This is a genomic window from Aquabacterium commune (assembly GCF_004362855.1).
GTDB classification, from domain to species: domain Bacteria; phylum Pseudomonadota; class Gammaproteobacteria; order Burkholderiales; family Burkholderiaceae_C; genus Aquabacterium; species Aquabacterium commune.
In genome coordinates, this window is the sequence record NZ_SNXW01000006.1 from 166,608 (window position 1) to 184,659 (window position 18,052).

The window sequence follows — 18,052 nt, forward strand, 5'->3', positions numbered from 1 at the left end:
GAAGCTCAAAAACGATGTACAGTTCAAGTCTTCGCTGAGCACTGAACCAAGCGGTGCGAAACAACGGTGAAGACAATGCGGGATTAGCTCAGTTGGTAGAGCGATACCTTGCCAAGGTATAGGTCGAGAGTTCGAGTCTCTTATCCCGCTCCAAATTGCAAAGGGAAGCCTGAAAAGGCTTCCCTTTTTGCATGGTGGGTCCGCATGGTGACTCGCATTCTCACTCGCATGGTCAGGCGGTCGTGTCGCGCCCCTGGTGATCTCGTTGTCGGCTCTGCGCCGGTTGAGCTGGTGCCCCGAGCCGGACTTGAACCGGCACGCCATGTTGGTGGCGGCGGATTTTAAGTCCGCTGTGTCTACCGATTTCACCATCGGGGCCTGGCGGGAGTGTAAGCGCGCCAAGGTCTGGTGTTCTGGAGCGTGCTCGGCTGCCATGGCCTGACGAGCGACCTGCCGTGGCGGGTGTTGTCACGGCGCAGCAGGTGACGAAAATGCGCAACACCTTGCGAAGTGCGCAAAATCGGTGTACATTATTGGTCTTCGCTGTTCACGACACCAGACGGGAGCAAGACGCAAGTCAGGCGAATCGTTGCAGTTGTTTTCGAGTGTTCTTTGAATGCGGCAACACATGCGTTAGCAAACGCGGGATTAGCTCAGTTGGTAGAGCGATACCTTGCCAAGGTATAGGTCGAGAGTTCGAGTCTCTTATCCCGCTCCAGATGCAGAAGGGAAGCCCGGTTGACCAGGCTTCCCTTTTTTCAAGCAGGCCATGGCCTGTTTCGAGCAGGCGAATGCCTGCGGCAACCGATTGGCGCGGTAGCAAAGCGGTTATGCCCCGGATTGCAAATCCGGTTAGTCCGGTTCGACTCCGGACCGCGCCTCCAAGAAAAAGCCCTTCGCGTCACCGCGAGGGGCTTTTTTCTTGACCGATCATGGCAGGCCCAACGTGGCCACCATCGATGGACCCCAACCGCTTCTGCTCAGGGCAGGGCGGATGCCACCGCTTCCAGGCCCAGCCAGGCCAGGGCCACGCGCTGCAGGTGCTGCGGGTCGGCGCTGCTCCACAAGCGGGTCTCGCCCGATGCCGATGCCGATGCCGATGCCGATGCCGATGCGAGCGCAGTGTGGGGCGTGCCCGGGTGCCTTGCTGACACCCGCTGCGTGTGCTGCGCCACGGCCTGCGCTGTGTCCACGATGTGCACGTGGGGCCCCAGTTCTGCCTGGATCAGCGGCGTCACGAAGGGGTAGTGGGTGCATCCCAGCACCACCGTGTCCACCTGCGCTTCGCGCAAGGGGGCGCAAAAGCGTCCGACCATGTCCCGCAGCGCGGGTGTGTCCAGCACGCCGGCCTCGATCTCGCGTGCCAGGCCCGGGCAGGCTTGCAGCACCAGGTGAGCGCCCTGGCCATGCTGCTCCACCAAGCGTCGGAATTTGAGGCTGCTCAGCGTGCCCGGCGTGGCCAGCACGCCGACCCGCTTGGATGCCGACAGGGCGACGGCCGGTTTGACGCCAGGCTCCACACCGATCACGGGCAGGTCGCCGCAACGCAGGCGCAGCCTGTGGATGGCCGCGGCCGTGGCCGTGTTGCAGGCCACGACGATGGCGTCTGCGCTCTGGTGGACGAGGAAGTCGCTGATGTGCTCGGACCGCGCCTGGATGAAGGCGTCGTCGCGCTCGCCGTAAGGCGCATGGCCGGAGTCGGCCACGTAAAGCAGGGCGGCGGAAGGCATCTGTGCGCGCAAGGCACGCAACACGGACAGCCCGCCGAGACCGGAGTCGAACACACCGATGCGCAGGCCTTCTCCCGTGGTGCCGGTCGTGGCTGTGGCGCCCCCCGGGAGGGATGCCAGGGCGCTGGTGGGATCGGTTTCGAAGGCGGCGGGCATGCGCAAGATAAGAATCGGTCGGATGTGTGATGAAAGACTGGCCGACGGCTGGCGGAATGTGTGCCCCGCCGACGCACAATTGTCCCGCGTTCGCGCACGCCGCAGGTTCCAAAATCACAGAAGTTCGCGTTAGAATCGAACGATCGTGCTTTTTAAGGCGCGGCCCTTTCTATCACCTTCCTCATGACGCAGGAGAACAACGCATGAAGGCTCTCGTTCCGGTCAAGCGGGTTGTGGACTACAACGTGAAAGTTCGCGTGAAGTCCGACGGCTCTGGTGTCGACATCGCCAACGTCAAGATGTCCATGAACCCCTTCGACGAAATCGCCGTCGAGGAGGCCACCCGTCTGAAGGAAAAGGGCGTTGTCACCGAGATCATCGCCGTCTCCATTGGCCCGGCCCAATGCCAGGAAACCCTGCGCACGGCCATGGCCATCGGTGCCGACCGCGGCATCCTGGTCGAGACCGATGCCGACATCCAGCCCCTGGCCGTGGCCAAGGTGCTGAAGGCGCTGATCGACAAGGAACAACCCCAGTTGATCATCCTGGGCAAGCAAGCCATCGACGACGACAGCAACCAGACCGGCCAGATGCTGGCGGCCCTGGCCGACCTGCCCCAGGGCACCTTCGCCTCCAAAGTCGAAGTCGCTGACGGCAAGGTCCACGTGACCCGTGAAGTGGACGGCGGCCTGGAAACCGTCTCGCTGAGCCTGCCGGCCGTGATCACGACCGACCTGCGCCTCAACGAGCCGCGCTATGTCACGCTGCCCAACATCATGAAGGCCAAGAAGAAGCCCCTGGACACGGTCAAGCCGGCCGACCTGGGTGTGGATGTGGCCCCGCGCATCAAGACGCTGAGCGTCGCCGAGCCTGCCAAGCGCTCGGCTGGCATCAAGGTGGCCGACGTGGCCACCCTGGTGGACAAGCTCAAGAACGTCGCCAAAGTGATCTGAGGAGATAACCCATGACCGTTCTCGTCATTGCTGAACACGACAACCACAGCATCAAGGGCGCGACCCTGAACGTCGTCACGGCCGCCAAGGCCATCGGTGGCGATGTGCACGTGCTGGTCGCTGGCGCCAATGCTGGCGCTGCCGCCGCTGCTGCCGCGCAAATCGCCGGCGTGACCAAAGTGCTGCACGCTGATTCGGCCGCTTTCGCCGACAGCCTGGCCGAAAACGTGGCCGCTCAGGTTCTCGCCGTGGCCTCTGGCTACAGCCACCTGCTGTTCCCTGCCACAGCCTCCGGCAAAAACGTGGCCCCCCGCGTCGCTGCCAAGCTGGACGTCGCCCAAGTGTCGGAAATCACCAAGGTGATCTCGCCTGACACGTTCGAGCGCCCGATCTACGCTGGCAACGCCATCGCCACCGTGCAATCGGCCGACGCCACCAAGGTGTTGACGGTTCGCGGCACCGCTTTCGACGGCGCTGCTGCCACCGGTGGCTCGGCTTCGGTCGAAACCCTGGCCGCTGTGACCGATTCCGGCAAGTCGGCGTTCGTGGGTCGCGAAGTGACCAAGTCTGAGCGTCCGGAACTGGCTGGCGCCAAGATCGTCGTGTCCGGTGGCCGTGCCCTGGGCTCCGCTGACAAGTTCAACGAAGTCATGTCGCCGCTGGCTGACAAGCTCGGCGCCGCCATGGGCGCGTCGCGCGCAGCGGTGGACGCTGGTTACGCCCCCAACGACTGGCAAGTGGGCCAGACGGGCAAGATCGTCGCGCCCCAGCTGTACGTGGCCGTCGGTATCTCGGGCGCCATCCAGCACTTGGCCGGCATGAAGGACTCCAAGGTCATCGTCGCCATCAACAAGGATCCGGAAGCCCCGATCTTCCAGGTGGCAGACTTCGGTCTGGAAGGCGACCTGTTCACGGCTGTGCCGGAGCTGGTCAAGGCCCTTTGATCACATCGATCCGGTGGCGCAGGCAGATCAACGTGTCTGACTGAACACCTCGAACGGGGCGTCTTGCGAGGCGCCCCTTTTTTCCGTTTGAAGTCTCCGGCGTTTAAAACGGAGACACCTGGAGAGACACCATGGCATTCAAAGCACCCGTCAAGGACCAGCTGTTCTGCATGAAGGAGCTGGCAGGTATCGACAAGATCGCCCAGATCCCCGGTTTCGAGGACGCCGGTTATGAAACCGCGCAGGCCGTGCTGGAAGAGTCGGCCAAGTTCAACGAGGGCGTGGTCGCGCCTTTGAACTGGTCCGGTGACCAGGACCACGGTTCGTGGGACAACGGCGTGGTGCGTGCCTCCAAGGGTTTCAAGGAAGCCTATGCCGCGCTGGCCGAAGGCGGTTGGCAAGGCCTGGGTCAGCCCGCCGAGTACGGTGGTCAGGGCCTGCCCAAGATCATCGGTGCGGCCTGCGTCGAACAGACCATGGCCGCGAACTTGAGCTTTTCGCTGTGCTCCATCCTGACCGGTGGCGCCATCGAGGCCCTGCTGACCGCAGGCAGCGACGAGCTCAAGACCCGCTACATCCCGAACATGGTGTCGGGCAAGTGGACCGGCACCATGAACCTGACCGAGCCGCAAGCCGGCTCCGACCTGGCCCTGGTGCGCTCCAAGGCGGTTCCGCAAGACGATGGCACCTACCGCGTGTCGGGCCAGAAGATCTACATCACCTACGGTGAGCACGACATGACGGAGAACATCGTTCACCTCGTGCTGGCGCGCACCCCGGACGCCCCCGAAGGCGTCAAGGGCATCTCGCTGTTCGTGGTGCCGAAGTTCCTGGTCAATGCCGACGGTTCGCTTGGCCAGCGCAACGACGTGTACTGCGCCTCCATCGAGGAAAAGCTGGGCATCAAGGCCTCGCCGACGGCCGTGCTGGTTTACGGTGACGACAAGGGCGAAGTGGGCCCGGGCGCCATCGGCTACCTGGTCGGCGAAGAGAACCGCGGCCTCGAGTACATGTTCATCATGATGAACGCCGCGCGCTACGACGTGGGCCTGCAAGGCCTGGGCGTCTCCGAGCGCGCCTATCAGCACGCCGTTGGCTATGCCCGCGACCGCGTGCAGTCGCGCCCGGTGGACGGCTCGGCCAAGGAGTCGGTGGCGATCATCCACCACCCGGACGTCAAGCGCATGCTGCTGACGATGCGTGCCCTGATCGAAGGTGAACGCGCCATGGCCCTGGTCGGCGCTGCCGCTTACGACACCGCCCACAACCACCCCGACGCGGCCGTGGCCAAGCAGGCCCAGGCTTTTTATGAATTCCTGGTGCCGCTGATCAAGGGTTTCAGCACCGAGAACTCGGTGGAGGTGACCTCGCTGGGCGTGCAGGTGCACGGTGGCATGGGCTTCATCGAAGAAACCGGTGCGGCGCAGTACTACCGCGATTCGCGCATCCTGCCGATCTACGAAGGCACGACGGCCATCCAGGCCAACGACCTGGTCGGCCGCAAGACCTCGCGCGACGGCGGTGCCCTGGCCAAGGCCATCGCGGCTCAGATCGCCGACACGGAAGGCCAACTGGCCGCTCGCCCGAGCGCCGCTGGCAAGAAGCTGGCGCTGCAACTGAAGGCTGCACGCGAGTCCTTCCTGCAGGTTGTCGATTTCGTCGTCAACAACGTCAAGTCGAACCCGAACGCCGTGTTCGCCGGCTCGGTGCCTTACCTGATGCTGGCTGGCAACCTGGTCTCCGGCTGGCAGATGGCCCGTGCCCTGATGGTGGCCGAGGACAAGCTGGCCGCCGGCGAAGACGCCCAGTTCATGGCCGCCAAGATCGCCACCGCGCGCTTCTACGGCGACCACATCCTGGCCCGCATCGCTTCGCTGCGCGACACCATCCTGGACGGCGGCGACAGCGTCTCGGCCATGCCGCTGGACGCTTTCTGAGCGCGGGCATTTGACCGCGAAGCCGGACCTGATCGCCACGCCCTGACCTGTCAGGATGGCATCTGACCGCAAGGACACCCCATGCTGGCGCGCGCCAGCGGGGGTGTCCTTTTTCTTTTGAGTTCCGAGAACCCCCACCGAGGAGACCCCATGGCCCTGCCCGAAGTGCTCAAGCGCGTCCCGTTCCCCGTCATCGCTTCGCCGATGTTCATCATCAGCACGCCCAAGCTGGTGATCGCCCAGTGCAAGGCCGGCGTGGTGGGCTCCATGCCCGCGCTGAACGCCCGCCCCGCGGCCCAGCTCGACGAGTGGCTGGCCGAGATCACCGAGTCGCTGGACGCCCACAACCGCGCCAACCCGGACAACCCGGCAGCACCCTTCGCCATCAACCAGATCGTGCACAAGAGCAACGACCGCCTCGACCACGATCTGGAGATGTGCGTCAAGTACAAGGTGCCGTTGATCATCACCTCGCTGGGTGCGCGTGAGGATGTGAACCAGACCGTGCATAGCTACGGTGGCGTGGTCATGCACGACATCATCAACAACAAGTTCGCGCGCAAGGCCATCGAGAAGGGCGCCGACGGCCTGATCGCGGTGGCGGCGGGCGCCGGTGGCCATGCGGGCACGACCAGCGCGTTTGCCCTGGTGCAGGAAATCCGCGAATGGTTCGACGGCCCGGTGGCGCTGTCGGGCTCGATCGCCAATGGCCGATCCATCCTGGCGGCGCGTGCCATGGGGGCGGATTTTGCCTACATCGGCTCGGCCTTCATCGCGACCGAAGAGGCCCGCGCGGTGGACGCCTACAAGCAGATGATCGTGGACAGCAGCAGCGCCGACATCCTGTACTCCAGCAAGTTCACCGGTGTGCACGGCAACTACCTGCGCCCGTCCATCGTGAAGGCTGGCCTGGACCCGGACACCCTGGGCAATGGCGACCCCAGCCAGATGAGCTTTGGCAGCAAGGACGGCAGCGATGCCAAGGTCTGGAAGGACATCTGGGGCTGCGGTCAGGGCATCGGTGCCATCAAGCAGGTCGTGCCCACGGCCGAGCTGGTGGCCCGCCTGAAGGCGGAGTACGCCGCGGCACGCGAGCAGCTCTGCCGCGCTTGAGGCCGGCGCTGAGCGGGCTCAGCGCAGACCGAGCTTGAAGGCGATCATCGCCCGCAGCTTGGTCGGCACCACCGGTTTGAGCAGCACGTGGAACTGGTGCTGTCGCGCCTCTTCCTCGTGCTGCGTCATGGTGCTGCCGGTCACGAGGATGGCGGGCAGCGCCGGGCCGAAAATGTCGCGCAGGACCTTGATGGCCTCGATGCCAGTGCGCTGGTTGGGCAAGCGGTAGTCCACCATCAGCAAGTCGGGGCGCGGTGTGGTGTCGGGGTCGAAGCCTTCGGCCCAGGCGCTCACGGCGGCCACGGAGTCAAAGGCGCTGACCGTGGCGCCCCAGCCCTTGAGCAGCACCTGCAGACCCTCCAGCACGGCCAGCTCGTCCTCGACCACGACGATGTGGCGGCGGTCGAGCGTGACGCCCAGCGAGGGCTTGGGTGCGTTGCTGACGGGTTGCATGCGCGGTGCCCGCCCGATGGGCAGCATCAAGGTGAACACGGTGCCGCGTCCCACGCGCGAGCGCAGGGTGAGCGGCGCGGACATCAGGTCGGCCAGGCGCTTGACGATGGCCAGGCCCAGGCCCAGGCCTTTGCGGTGATGGGGCTGCAGCGGGCGGTTGCTCTGCGTCTGGTAAAACTCCTCGAAGATGCGACCCTGCTCCTTGTCGGCGATGCCGATGCCGGTGTCCCAGACCTGCAGGCAGAGTTGATCACCGCGCTTGCGGCAGGACACGAGCACGCCGCCGTCTTCGGTGTAGCGGATGGCGTTGGAGACCAGGTTGCGCAGGATGCGCTCGACCACCAGCGGGTCGGCGTAGCAGTGGTGCTGCTCGCCATGGAAGCTCAGCATCAGGCCCTTTTCGAAGGCGATGGGCTCGAAGTGCAGCTGGATGCGGGTGAACAGATCGCGCATGGCGAAGTGCTCGGGTTCGATGTCCACGCCGCCGGTGTCGATCTTGGTGATGTCCAGCAACTCGCTGAACAGGCCCTCCAGGGCATCGACCGAGCTGTTGATGCTGTTGACCAGGTGGGCGACCTCGACGTCCTTGCTGCGGTTGCGCAAGGCCTCGGCGAAGAGGCCCAGGGCGTGCAGCGGCTGGCGCAGGTCGTGGCTGGCCGCGGCAAAGAACTGGGTCTTGGCGCGGTTCGCGGCTTCGGCATCGCGCTGGGCAGCCTCGGCGGCTTTCATCTCGCCGCGCAGCTTGTGGGCGAGCTCCTGGGTGTGCATGCGCAGGCCCACCATCTCACCGAACATGTTGCGGAAGGCGTGTCCCAGCGTCAACACGCACAGGCACATCAGGCCCCAGACACCGGCAATCTGCAGGCCCTGGGCGTCGTAGATGGCGGTGATGGTGATCATGGGCACGAAGTACATGGCCATGCAGCCGATGAACAGCCGGGTGTGGGCCGCCATGTAGGGCACCGAGCCGATGGCGTAGGAATAGACCGCCAGCATCACCACCAGGCGCTCGAAGTGGCCGCCGTGGCGGTACAGCAGCACCGGCACCACACCCCACAGCGCCGCGCTGAGGATGGCGCCGATCTTCCAGCGTCGGTACCAAGGGCCTGGGTCCACCCGGTTCTGCAGGACGGCCCGCTCGTAGCTCAGCAGGTTGACGAAGCGCAGGGCCCACAGCAAGGTGAAGCTGCCCGTCCAGCCCAGCAGGATCGGGTGCGGTGCGTGCTGCCAGAAGGCCATGGTGACGGCCAGCACACCCAGGAACTGGCCGATCAGGGCCGCGCTGTGCTGGCGGTAAACGAGGCGGGTGCTGTCTTCCAGCAGGATGGCGTCGGAGGGTGTTGGCAGGGCGCGTTCGGCAGCGGTGGCGAGGGACATGTGCGGCTCCGGCTCAGCGTGGGCCGGCCGTCAGGGCGCCTGCCTGACGCTGCAGCATCTGGCTGACAGCGATGACCGCCTGGGTGCGCGAGCTCACGCCCAGCAGGCGCAGCACGGAGGCCACGTGGTCCTTGATGGTTTCGACGGACAGGCCGAGTTCCCGGGCGATCATTTTGTTGGGCTGGCCTTTGAGCAGCAGGTGCAGCACCTGGGCCTGGCGGTGGGTCAGGCCCAGGTCGCGCAGGCTGGGCACGCTCTGGAAGTCAGAGACCTGGGCCTGCTGCTGGACCTGGCGCAGGGCGGGCGAGTGGGCCAGGGTGTGCTGGAAGTCGGCACCCATGCTCATGGGGGGCACGTACACACCGCCAGAGATGACCTGCTGCAGGGCGTCGAGCAGGGTGTCGTTGCTGGCGCGCTTGGGCACGAAGCCCATGGCGCCCATGTCGATGGCACGGATGACGTCGCTGGTGCGGTCGGAGGCGGACACCACGACCACGGGCAAGGCGGGGTAGCGGCTGCGCAGGTCGGCGAGGAGGTCAAAGCCGTCCACATCGCCCAGTTGCAAGTCCAGCAGCACCAGGTCGTAACTGAGGTCCTGGCGCAGGGTTTCCCGGGCTGTGCGGCCGCTGTCGGCGGTGGACACGCTGACGTGGTCCCCCATGCTCAGGATCACCGACTGCAAGGCAGACAGGATCAAGGGGTGATCGTCGATCAGCAAAACCTTCATGGCGGTACTCCTGCGTTGGCAGGATCACCACAGCGCGCAGCTCAACTGCAGCGATCCTCTTTGTTTGGGCAGGATGATAGTGGGCTTCCCCATGGCGCAAGGTGAATACCCCACAGAGGGGGTGTCAGGTTCGCCACACCCGTGGCGGGCAGGGTGCCATCCCCCAGGCGGTGTGGCGCCAGCGCGCCCAGACGGCGCTCAGCAAGGCCATGGCAGGCTCGACGCGCTCGGCCAGCACCCGCAGGACCACGACCTGGGCGTTCGGGCTGGTGCTGCCGCTGTGCGATGCCAGGGGGCTGTCGGCCTGCAGTTCGCGGGCGTCCTGGAGCAATGCCTCGCGCTGTGCCAGCGAGGCGGGGGCGCCGCTGGCCCACCACAGGGTGGCCATGACGCGGCGCCCGTCCCAGCCCAGCGGGCTGTCGAGCAGGGTGGCGTCGTGGGCGGCCACGGTGCCGCGTTCCAGCCAGGTGCCTGGCAGGTGGATCTCCTGGGTGAAGCGGCCGTGCGCGAAGGCGGGGTCGTCGAAGTGCTCGCCCGCGGCGGGCAGGCCCAAGGCGAGCACGTCCCAGCCCATCATTTCGGCGCCGGGGGCGAGGTCAAAGCGCATGCGGTTCACCGCGCGGCAGCCGCGGTAGGCCAGCGTTTCGAGGGGCAGCCACTCCAGGCGCGCACCGGGTGACAGGCGCGCATGCAGGCTTTGCACGGCCTCGTCCCCCTGGCTTTTATAGAAGCGGGTGGCGCCGGGGGTGGTGATCAGGGCGTGGCAACCTTGCGCCATCTGCACGTGCATGTCGAGCACGTCACCGCCGGCGATGCCGCCAGGGGGGTGCACCAGCACATGGTGGCAGACGCCAGGGCCCTCCGGGTAGAGGCGTTGCAGCACGCGCAAGGGGCCGTGGTGGCGGTCCAGCGCGATGGTGCGTTCGCCGTCGCAGGTGTAATTCAGGTGCAGTTGGCCGTGCCAGGTCATGGGCCCTTGGGGTGCTGCAATGAGCGCAGGAATGGGGTGGGGGCCAGCGGGTGGCCCATGCACCAACTTGATGCAAGGGCCATGCCATGTCGCCCCGATCAGCGGTGTTCAGCCGGGCAGGCAGCGCACGGCATCGCCCACACGCAGCACGCCCCCGCGCAGCACGCGGGCCGTCATGCCGCCGTGGCCGCGCATGGCGTGGTAGCCGCCGGGGCCCAGCACGGCCTCCATGCGCGAACACGGGTCGCAGGGGCCGGTGAGTTCCAGTTGCACCTCGGTGCCAATGCACAGCAGCAAGGGCGTGTCTTTGAACAAGGCTTTGCAGGCCACGAGGTTGAGGCCAGAGACCAGCAGGTTGCGGCGCAAGGCGGCGGCGTCCACGCTGTCACGGTGCGTGAGCGCGGCGATCACACCGAGGTGCTCGGCCTGCATCAGCGTGACCTGCCTTTTGCTGCCGCCCGGCCGGCTGGGCGCGCGTGCGGCCGTGCGGTCGCCTTGCAGGCCTTGGTCCACCAGCGCGATGGCCGAGTCCACCGACTGAACGGCTTGCAGCCTGGCGGGACGCAGGTGGATGGCGTCAAGCCGGCCGATGTGGGGCGCGTGGCGCGACAACTCGCGCATCGTGGGGTGGGCTGGCAGGGCGGAGGCCGAGGGGAAAAGCGGGTGTGTTTCCGGCATGGGCGTGGGTGTCTCGGGCATGGACAGGTGTGGCAGCGGGTGTGTTCCCAGCGACAATGCGGGCATGAATCTCGACCCAGACGCCATCATCGCCGATACCCGCCGCTGGATGGAGCGCGCCGTGATCGGCCTCAACCTCTGTCCGTTCGCCAAGGCCGTGCACGTCAAGGAGCAGATCCGCTGGACGGTGTCCGAGGCGACCACGCCGGAGGCCCTGCTGGACGACCTCGTGGCGGAGCTGCAGTTCCTCGCCGAGGCCGACCCCGAGGCGGTGGACACCACCTTGCTGATCCACCCCGAAGCCCTGCAGGACTTCCTGGATTTCAACGACTTCCTGGACCTGGCCGACGCGGCGCTGGAGGCCCTGGAGCTCGATGGCGTCTTGCAGGTGGCCAGCTTCCACCCCGATTACCAGTTCGCGGATGCCACGGCCGACGACATCGGCAACTTCACCAACCGCTCGCCTTACCCCACGCTGCACATCATCCGCGAGGACAGCCTGGACAAGGCGGTGGCGGCCTTCCCCGAGGCCGAATCCATCTACGAGACCAACATCGAGACGCTGAACAAGCTGGGCCACGAGGGCTGGCGCAAGCTCTGGGTGGGTTGAGCCTGGCGTTCAGCCCAGCATCAGCCCAGCACCTCGCTGTCGTGCCAGCCGGCCAGCACCCGGCGTGACAGGGCCGAGAGCAGGGCGAACTGCGCCACCCCTGTCAGCGTGACCAGGGTGAGCGCGGCGAACATGCGTGGGATGTCGAGCTGGTAGCCCGATTGCAGGATCTGGTAGGCCAGGCCGGTGGCCGTGCCGCCTGTGCCGGCGACGAACTCCGCCACCACCGCGCCAATGAGCGCCAGCCCGCCGGAAATGCGCCAGCCCGTGAGCACATAGGGCAGGGCCGAGGGCAGCCGCAGCCGCCACAGCATCTGCCAGCGGCTGGCGCCTTGCAACGCGAAATACGCCGCCAGGCCGGGCGAGACACTGCGCAGCCCTTGCGTGGTGTTGGCGATGATGGGGAACAGGGCCACCAGCGTGGCGCACAGCACCAGCGACCAGGTCGGGTCTTTCACCCAGATGATGATGAGCGGGGCGATGGCCACGATGGGCGTGACCTGCAGCAAAACGGCGTAGGGGAAGAAGGCCGCCTCGATCCAGCGGCTTTGCACGAAGGCGAAGGCCACGGCCATGCCCAGCAGCGCCGCACAGACAAAGGCCCACAGCGTGATCTTCACGGTCACCCACCAGGCGGCGCTCAGCAGGCCCCAGTCGCTGGTCAGGGTCTGGGCGATGCGCCAGGGCGAGGGCAGCAGGTAGGGCGGGATGTCGGCCACCGTGACCCAGGTTTGCCAGCCGCCCAGCAGCAGCGCGGCCACGCACAGGGGCAGCAGCCAGGGCAGGCGGATCAGCCTGGCGCCCAGGGTGCTGGCATGGGCTGAGCGGGATGCATGGGCGGTGATGGCGTCGTGGGGCATGGGGCGGGCTCAGTGCTGCTCAAGACGGCTGTGGCGATGCCAGGGGCGCGGTGCCATCGCCGGTGCCGGCCAAGGCGTCTTCCAGGCGCCGCACCACGTCGTTGAAGCCAGGGCTGGTGCGGTGGTGGGCTTCGCGCGGCCAGGGCGTGCTCAGGGCGATGTCATCGACGATGCGACCGGGGCGCGGCGCCATGACGACCACGCGCGACGACAGGTAGGCCGCCTCGCTCAGGCTGTGCGTGACGAAGACCACGGTGAGGCCTTGTGCTCGCCAAAGCGCCAGCAGGTCGGCATCGAGGCGGTGACGGGTGATTTCGTCGAGCGCGCCGAAGGGCTCGTCCATCAACAGCAGGCGAGGGCGGGTGACCAAGCCCCGCGCGATCGACACCCGCATCTGCATGCCGCCGGACAGCTCGCGCGGACGTTGCGCACCGAAGCCGTCCAGCCCGACTTGCGCGAGGGCCTGTGCCACGCGGGCCTCGGCCTCGGGGCGCGGCACGCCGGCGAGGTCCAGCGGCAGGCGCACGTTGGCGGCCACCGTGGCCCAGGGCATCAGGGTGGGCTCCTGGAACACGAAGGACAGGTGCTGGCGGGCCGCGGCAGACGCCGGTGGCTGGCCTTGCACGCGCACCTCGCCCGAGCTGGGTTGGAGCAGCCCGGCCAGCATGCGCAGCAAGGTGCTTTTGCCGCAGCCGGAGGGCCCCAGCAGCGAGACGAACTCGCCCTCGCGGATGCGCAGGTCGATGGGCAGGAGGGCGCGCAGGCCGTTGGGATAGACCTGCCCGGCGGCGTCGAGTTCGATCAGGGCATCACCTTCAGGTCTTGCACGAAGCGGGTGGTGTAGGTCTTCTTCAGGTTGACCTTGGCAGGATCGAGCAGCTTGTGCTGGACCATCACGTCGTAGGTTTTCTGCATGCGCGCATCGGTGATGGTGCCGATGCCCAGCCTGGCCGCATCGCCGCCCATCACCACGCCTTCGGATTTGAGCTTGGCAATGGCCTGGGCAATGACGTCATCCCGCATGTTGGGGTTGTCCTTCTTGATCAAGGCATTGGCGGGGGATGGGTCGCCCTGCAGGTAGCTTTTCCAACCCTGCATGGAGGCTTGGATGAAAGCGCTGACTTGCTGGGGCTTGCGCTGCAGCGTGTCGGCCATGCAGACCACGGCGTTGGCGTACGGTGGCCAGCCCAGGTCGGCCAGCAGGAAGACCGTGGGCTTGAAGCCAGCCGATTTCTCGATGCTGTAGGGCTCAGAGGCCAGGTAGCCCTGCTGTGCCAGCGACTTGTCGGCCAGGAAGGGCTGGAGGTTGAAGGTGTAGGGGCGCAGTTGCGCATCGGTGAAGCCGTAGCGCGATTTCAGCCAGGGCCAGTAGGTGACCTGGCCGACCTGGCCCACGAGGATGGTGTGGCTCTTGAGGTCTTCGATGCGCTTCACCTGCGGGTGGGCGATGAGGACGGCGGGGTCCTTCTGGAAAGCCGCGGCCACGCTGACCGCCTGGATGCCTTGCTCCCAGGCCTTGAGTGTCTGGTTGTCGAAGCCCATGATGCAATCGGCCTGGCCGGCCACCAGCAACTGCATCAGGTTGACCTGCGGGCCGCCCATTTTGAGGGTGACGTCCAGCCCAGCCTTGGCGTACAGGCCGGTGGCCTGCGCCTGGTAGTAGCCGCCGTGCTCGGCCTGGGCGTACCAGTCGGTCAGGAAGGTGAACTTCTCGGCGGCATGGGCGGTGGCGGCGGGCCACAGTGTGTGCACCAGCATGGACGCGAGCAGCACCCAGGGCCGCATTGTCACGGATGGGGTCGGTGAACGTGGGGCGAGGCGCATGCAGGGCTCCGGGGTGGGTGCGGCGTTGGGGTGTGTGAAGGTCGGGTGTGTGACGGTGGGGTGGATGTGCGTCTGCCATCCCGCATCTGAGCGCCATTCTCACCCGATGCCGGCCCAGGGGCGCACCCTACAATCGCGGGTCGTGTGGTGGTGGCGCGGCGTGTTGCCGATGTGCATCGTGCACGAAGCCGTGGCGTGGTGCCATGGCATTGCTGGAAGGCCCTGTGTCAGATCGCATTACTCCTGATGTCGCCGCGGTCGTGCCGCTGTCCGAGCGCCTGTTCGTGGGCTTGCAACACGTCTTGCCCAAGCGGGCTTTGACCGAGCTGGCCGGGTGGGGTGCGTCCGCCCGAGGCGGTGCATTGACCACCGCGTTCATCCGCTGGTTCATCGGACGCTACGGCGTCAACATGGCCGAGGCGGCGCAAGCCGACCCCGCTGCCTATGCCAGCTTCAACGAATTTTTCACGCGGCCTCTGAAGGCCGGTGCGCGTCCGCTGGCGCAGGCCGATTGGGTGTCGCCCGTCGATGGGGCCATCAGCCAGTTTGGCCGCATCGAGCGCGATCAGGTCTTTCAGGCCAAGGGGCACAGCTATTCCACCACCGCGCTGGTCGGTGGTGACCGCGACCTGGCCGCGCAGTTCGAGAACGGCCACTTCGCCACGCTCTACCTCAGCCCGAAGGACTACCACCGCATCCACATGCCTTGCGATGGGCGTTTGCTGCGCATGGTGCATGTGCCGGGCGAGTTGTTCTCGGTGAACCCGGCCACGGCCCGCGGCGTGCCCGGCCTGTTCGCGCGCAACGAACGTGTGGTCTGCCTGTTCGAAACACCGCATGGCCCGATGATCCTGACCCTGGTGGGTGCCACCATCGTGGGCAGCATGGCCACCGTGTGGCACGGCCAGGTCAACCCGCCGCGCCCCGGCGAGGTGCGCGAGTGGCGCTACGACGGCCAGGACATCACCTTGCGCCAAGGCGAGGAAATGGGCCGGTTTTTGCTTGGTTCTACGGTCGTCATGCTGTGGCCTGCCGGGCCCATGATCTGGCCTGCAGCGTGGTGTGCTGGTCGAGGCATCCGCATGGGCGAGGTCATGGCCGTTCGCAATGCCGACGGCGTCTGACCCAGACGCAACCGATTCCAACTGCAAGGCCTTCGGGCCGATCCATCATGGCTGATCAAGAGAAAAATGGGGGACGCGCCGTCCTCATGGGAGCGCTTGTCGCGCTGTTGGTGGGCGCGCTCGGCACGGCCGCGTGGCTGACCGGCGATGCGCTGCTGCTGTCGCGCTCGGTGAACGAAGGCCGCATCGTGGCCGACATGGCCGAAACGGTGGGGCGTTGGGCCTCGCAGTACGGCGGCGTGCACGCCCGCACGCAGGGCGCATCGGCGGGCTTGCCGGGCAGCTTCCTGACGCGCTCGGTGTATGCCGGCACGGACGAGGATGCCGGGTTCTTGCAGGGTTCGCGCAGCGAGCGCCGCCATGACGAGCGCGGTGCCATGGAGCGCGTCGAGGCCTACCACTGGAAGAACCCCGCCTTGATCCAGCGCGAGGTGGCCGACACGCTGCTGGCCTCTGGCAGCCGTGCGCAGTACCGCCTGACGGCGCGCACGGTGCTCAACCGCAACAACGCGCCCAATGCGTTCGAGATCGAAGCGCTGGACGCCCTGCAATCGGCTTTCCAGCGCACGGGTGGCGCCAGTGTGCAGCCCACGCCTTCCGCTGCGGCCTTGCCCCTGGCCCAGCCCAAGGCCGGCCAGGAGTACTGGAAAGTTGAGGGCGGCCACTTGCTGTACGCCCGCGCCGTCGTGGCGCAGTCGTCTTGCCTGCGTTGCCACGACACGCCCGAGAAGGCGCCTGAGTTCCTGCGGGTGAACCAACAGTTCAATGGTGGCGGCGGTTTTGGCTACAAGGCGGGGCAGCCCGTGGGCCTGATCAGCGTGAAGCTGCCCGTGGCCACGAGCGCCAACCTCTTGCGCGACAGCGTGCCGGTGGCCGCCTGGGGCGCACTGGCCGTCGCCCTGGTGGCGGGCCTGGGTGTTATCTATCTGGGTGTGGGCGGCAGGTCCCGGGCGCAGGGTTGAGGGCAAGTTGGGGGCCCCTCGGGCAGCTGCAGTCTGCGCAGGCTCTCGAAGGCGCGGGCCTCGCCGGTGATGGGGTCCGTGAAGCGCAGTGATTTGGCCAGCAGCTGCAGCGGTCGGCTGAAGTCGGGCGCTTGCCCGGGCGGCAAGGCCGGCTGCAGTTCCGGGTAGATCTGATCGCCCAGGATGGGCAGGCCGAGCGCGTTCATGTGCGCCCGCAGCTGGTGCTTCTGGCCGGTGCGGGGTGTGAGGCGGTAGTGGGCCAGACGCGGCCCAGCGCGCATGTCAGACACCGCCATCACCTCGATCAAGGTGTCCGCATTGGGCGCACCGCCCACCTCGTGCATGGCCATGAAGTGCAGGCTTTCCGCCAGCCGGCTGATGCGGCGTTGTGGCCATGCCAGCCCTTCTCGCCACGGCGCAATGGCCTCGTAGGTTTTGTGCACCCGCAGATCGCGCAGCAGGCCCTGGTAGGCGTTGCGCGTGTGCGGCTGCACCGTGAAGACGACCAGCCCCGCGGTTTCGCGGTCGATGCGGTGCATGGGCACCAGAGTGTCGATGCCCGTGCGCTTCTTCAGCCGCACCAGCAGCGTCTCGTGCAGGTAGCGGCCTTTGGGCGTCACTGGCAGGAAGTGGGGCTTGTCGGCCACCACGAGGAACGCGTCTTGGAAGACGATGGTTTCCTCGAAGGGGATGCGGTGCTCGAACGGCAGGCTGCGCCAGTAATGCAACCGCGTCTGCGCGCGGTGAGGCGCCCCCGGTGGCACGGCCTGGCCTTGCGCGTCCAGCACCTCGCCGCGCGCCATGCGCTGCGCCCAGTCCTCGCGCGCCACGGCCGGGATGCGCTCGCACAGGAAGTCCAGCACCGTGGCCCAAGGCCCTGGGGGCGTGGCCACCGTGCTGGCACTGACGCCATCGCGGGTGGGCAGCAGGATGCGGGTGGGGCGGGACATCGTGGCGGCTGGGCAGAAAAAAGGACACCCGAGGGTGTCCTTTGTGGCTGTCTTCGTGCGGGACGGATCCGCAGGTCAACCGTGCGCGATCAGACGCGCTTCTTGTACTCGTGCGTGCGGGTGTCGATTTCGATCTTGTCGCCGCTTTCCACGAAGGAAGGCACGGGGATCTCGAAACCGGTGCCGACCACGCGGGCAGGCTTCATGACCTTGCCGGAGGTGTCGCCCTTGACGGCGGGTTCGGTCTCGATTTCGCGCACGATGGTGGTGGGCAGTTCGACCGAGATGGCCTTGCCGTCGTAGAACACGACTTCGGCTTCCATGCCGTCTTGCAGGTAGTTGATCGCGTCGCCCATGTTCTCGGCTTCGATCTCGAACTGGTTGTACTCGGCGTCCATGAAGGCGTACATCGGGTCGGCGAAGTAGGAGTAGGTGCACTCCTTCTTGTCGAGGATGATCTGGTCCATCTTGTCGTCGGCCTTGAAGACGGTTTCTTGACCGAAGCCACTCAGCAGGCTCTTCATCTTGATGCGGACCGTGGCGGCGCCGCGGCCACCGCGGCTGTATTCGGTCTTCAGGACGACCATCGGGTCCTTGCCCTGCATGATCACGTTGCCAGCGCGGATTTCTTGTGCGGTTTTCATGGTGGATTCCCGATGGAGTGTGTCTGAATCGGTCAGATGC

The 18,052-nt window shown here is 66.5% G+C and carries 17 protein-coding genes and 4 tRNA genes; 10 read left to right on the plus strand and 11 right to left on the minus strand.

What is annotated here, in order from left to right; genetic code table 11:
• The first annotated feature begins 77 nt into the window (after positions 1-77).
• Positions 78-153, plus strand: a tRNA-Gly gene (locus tag EV672_RS11640).
• Between the two features lie 136 nt (positions 154-289).
• Here the strand turns inward: EV672_RS11640 and EV672_RS11645 are convergent.
• A tRNA-Leu gene (locus tag EV672_RS11645) sits at positions 290-378 on the minus strand.
• A 264-nt stretch (positions 379-642) separates the two neighbouring features.
• Here EV672_RS11645 and EV672_RS11650 point away from each other — a divergent pair.
• Positions 643-718, plus strand: a tRNA-Gly gene (locus EV672_RS11650).
• 92 nt (positions 719-810) lie between these two features.
• Positions 811-884: transfer RNA gene (locus EV672_RS11655), tRNA-Cys, on the plus strand.
• Positions 885-980: 96 nt separating this feature from the next.
• On the opposite strand, the gene murI is transcribed toward EV672_RS11655, so the two are convergent.
• Positions 981-1,886, minus strand: coding sequence for a glutamate racemase (gene murI / locus EV672_RS11660; protein WP_133609379.1), 906 nt, complete (start codon positions 1,884-1,886; stop codon positions 981-983).
• A 203-nt stretch (positions 1,887-2,089) separates the two neighbouring features.
• Here murI and EV672_RS11665 point away from each other — a divergent pair, with 203 nt between their 5' ends.
• The 4 genes from EV672_RS11665 (at position 2,090) to EV672_RS11680 (ending at position 6,833) form a co-directional block, all read left to right on the plus strand.
• Positions 2,090-2,839, plus strand: coding sequence for an electron transfer flavoprotein subunit beta/FixA family protein (locus EV672_RS11665; RefSeq protein WP_133609381.1), 750 nt, complete (start codon positions 2,090-2,092; stop codon positions 2,837-2,839).
• A gap of 11 nt (positions 2,840-2,850) precedes the next feature.
• On the plus strand, positions 2,851-3,783 hold the full coding sequence (locus tag EV672_RS11670; RefSeq protein WP_133609382.1) for an electron transfer flavoprotein subunit alpha/FixB family protein: 933 nt from the start codon (positions 2,851-2,853) through the stop codon (positions 3,781-3,783).
• Between the two features lie 131 nt (positions 3,784-3,914).
• The gene (locus tag EV672_RS11675) at positions 3,915-5,720 is read left to right on the plus strand and encodes an acyl-CoA dehydrogenase (protein ID WP_133609384.1); all 1,806 of its coding nucleotides are present in this window, start codon (positions 3,915-3,917) and stop codon (positions 5,718-5,720) included.
• A gap of 150 nt (positions 5,721-5,870) precedes the next feature.
• Positions 5,871-6,833: an NAD(P)H-dependent flavin oxidoreductase gene (locus tag EV672_RS11680; protein WP_133609386.1), complete on the plus strand. Its 963-nt coding sequence runs from the start codon at positions 5,871-5,873 to the stop codon at positions 6,831-6,833.
• Positions 6,834-6,851: 18 nt separating this feature from the next.
• Here the strand turns inward: EV672_RS11680 and EV672_RS11685 are convergent, their stop codons facing one another.
• From EV672_RS11685 to EV672_RS11700, 4 genes are all read right to left on the minus strand, one after another.
• On the minus strand, positions 6,852-8,663 hold the full coding sequence (locus EV672_RS11685; protein ID WP_133609388.1) for an ATP-binding response regulator: 1,812 nt from the start codon (positions 8,661-8,663) through the stop codon (positions 6,852-6,854).
• Positions 8,664-8,676: 13 nt separating this feature from the next.
• Entirely contained in the window at positions 8,677-9,390 is a 714-nt protein-coding gene (locus EV672_RS11690) for a response regulator (RefSeq protein ID WP_133609390.1), read from the minus strand.
• A gap of 124 nt (positions 9,391-9,514) precedes the next feature.
• The gene (locus EV672_RS11695; protein WP_133609392.1) at positions 9,515-10,360 is read right to left on the minus strand and encodes an urease accessory protein UreD; all 846 of its coding nucleotides are present in this window, start codon (positions 10,358-10,360) and stop codon (positions 9,515-9,517) included.
• A 108-nt stretch (positions 10,361-10,468) separates the two neighbouring features.
• The gene (locus tag EV672_RS11700; protein ID WP_341770485.1) at positions 10,469-11,059 is read right to left on the minus strand and encodes an MOSC domain-containing protein; all 591 of its coding nucleotides are present in this window, start codon (positions 11,057-11,059) and stop codon (positions 10,469-10,471) included.
• A gap of 43 nt (positions 11,060-11,102) precedes the next feature.
• On the opposite strand from EV672_RS11700, the gene EV672_RS11705 reads away from it, so the two are divergent.
• A complete protein-coding gene (locus EV672_RS11705) occupies positions 11,103-11,648 on the plus strand; it encodes a DUF1415 domain-containing protein (RefSeq protein ID WP_133609394.1) in 546 nt (181 codons plus the stop codon).
• A 20-nt stretch (positions 11,649-11,668) separates the two neighbouring features.
• On the opposite strand, the gene EV672_RS11710 is transcribed toward EV672_RS11705, so the two are convergent.
• From EV672_RS11710 to EV672_RS11720, 3 genes are read right to left on the minus strand one after another with little or no spacing between them, the layout of a single operon-like run.
• On the minus strand, positions 11,669-12,508 hold the full coding sequence (locus EV672_RS11710; RefSeq protein ID WP_133609396.1) for an ABC transporter permease: 840 nt from the start codon (positions 12,506-12,508) through the stop codon (positions 11,669-11,671).
• Positions 12,509-12,527: 19 nt separating this feature from the next.
• The gene (locus EV672_RS11715) at positions 12,528-13,313 is read right to left on the minus strand and encodes an ABC transporter ATP-binding protein (RefSeq protein WP_133609398.1); all 786 of its coding nucleotides are present in this window, start codon (positions 13,311-13,313) and stop codon (positions 12,528-12,530) included.
• Entirely contained in the window at positions 13,310-14,293 is a 984-nt protein-coding gene (locus EV672_RS11720) for an ABC transporter substrate-binding protein (RefSeq protein ID WP_133609605.1), read from the minus strand. Before EV672_RS11720 ends, EV672_RS11715 begins: the two co-directional genes overlap by 4 nt.
• Positions 14,294-14,598: 305 nt before the next feature.
• Here EV672_RS11720 and asd point away from each other — a divergent pair, with 305 nt between their 5' ends.
• Both asd and EV672_RS11730 read left to right on the plus strand, forming a co-directional pair.
• Entirely contained in the window at positions 14,599-15,456 is an 858-nt protein-coding gene (asd, locus tag EV672_RS11725) for an archaetidylserine decarboxylase (RefSeq protein ID WP_133609607.1), read from the plus strand.
• 86 nt (positions 15,457-15,542) lie between these two features.
• On the plus strand, positions 15,543-16,418 hold the full coding sequence (locus EV672_RS11730; protein WP_166643553.1) for a Tll0287-like domain-containing protein: 876 nt from the start codon (positions 15,543-15,545) through the stop codon (positions 16,416-16,418).
• Here the strand turns inward: EV672_RS11730 and EV672_RS11735 are convergent.
• Together EV672_RS11735 and efp are read right to left on the minus strand one after the other, a co-directional pair.
• Complete coding sequence (locus EV672_RS11735; protein WP_133609402.1) at positions 16,379-17,368, minus strand: pseudouridine synthase; 990 nt, start codon at positions 17,366-17,368, stop codon at positions 16,379-16,381. The two genes, EV672_RS11730 and EV672_RS11735, sit on opposite strands and share 40 nt — an antisense overlap.
• A gap of 89 nt (positions 17,369-17,457) precedes the next feature.
• Entirely contained in the window at positions 17,458-18,012 is a 555-nt protein-coding gene (gene efp / locus EV672_RS11740; protein WP_133609404.1) for an elongation factor P, read from the minus strand.
• Positions 18,013-18,052 lie beyond the last annotated feature (40 nt).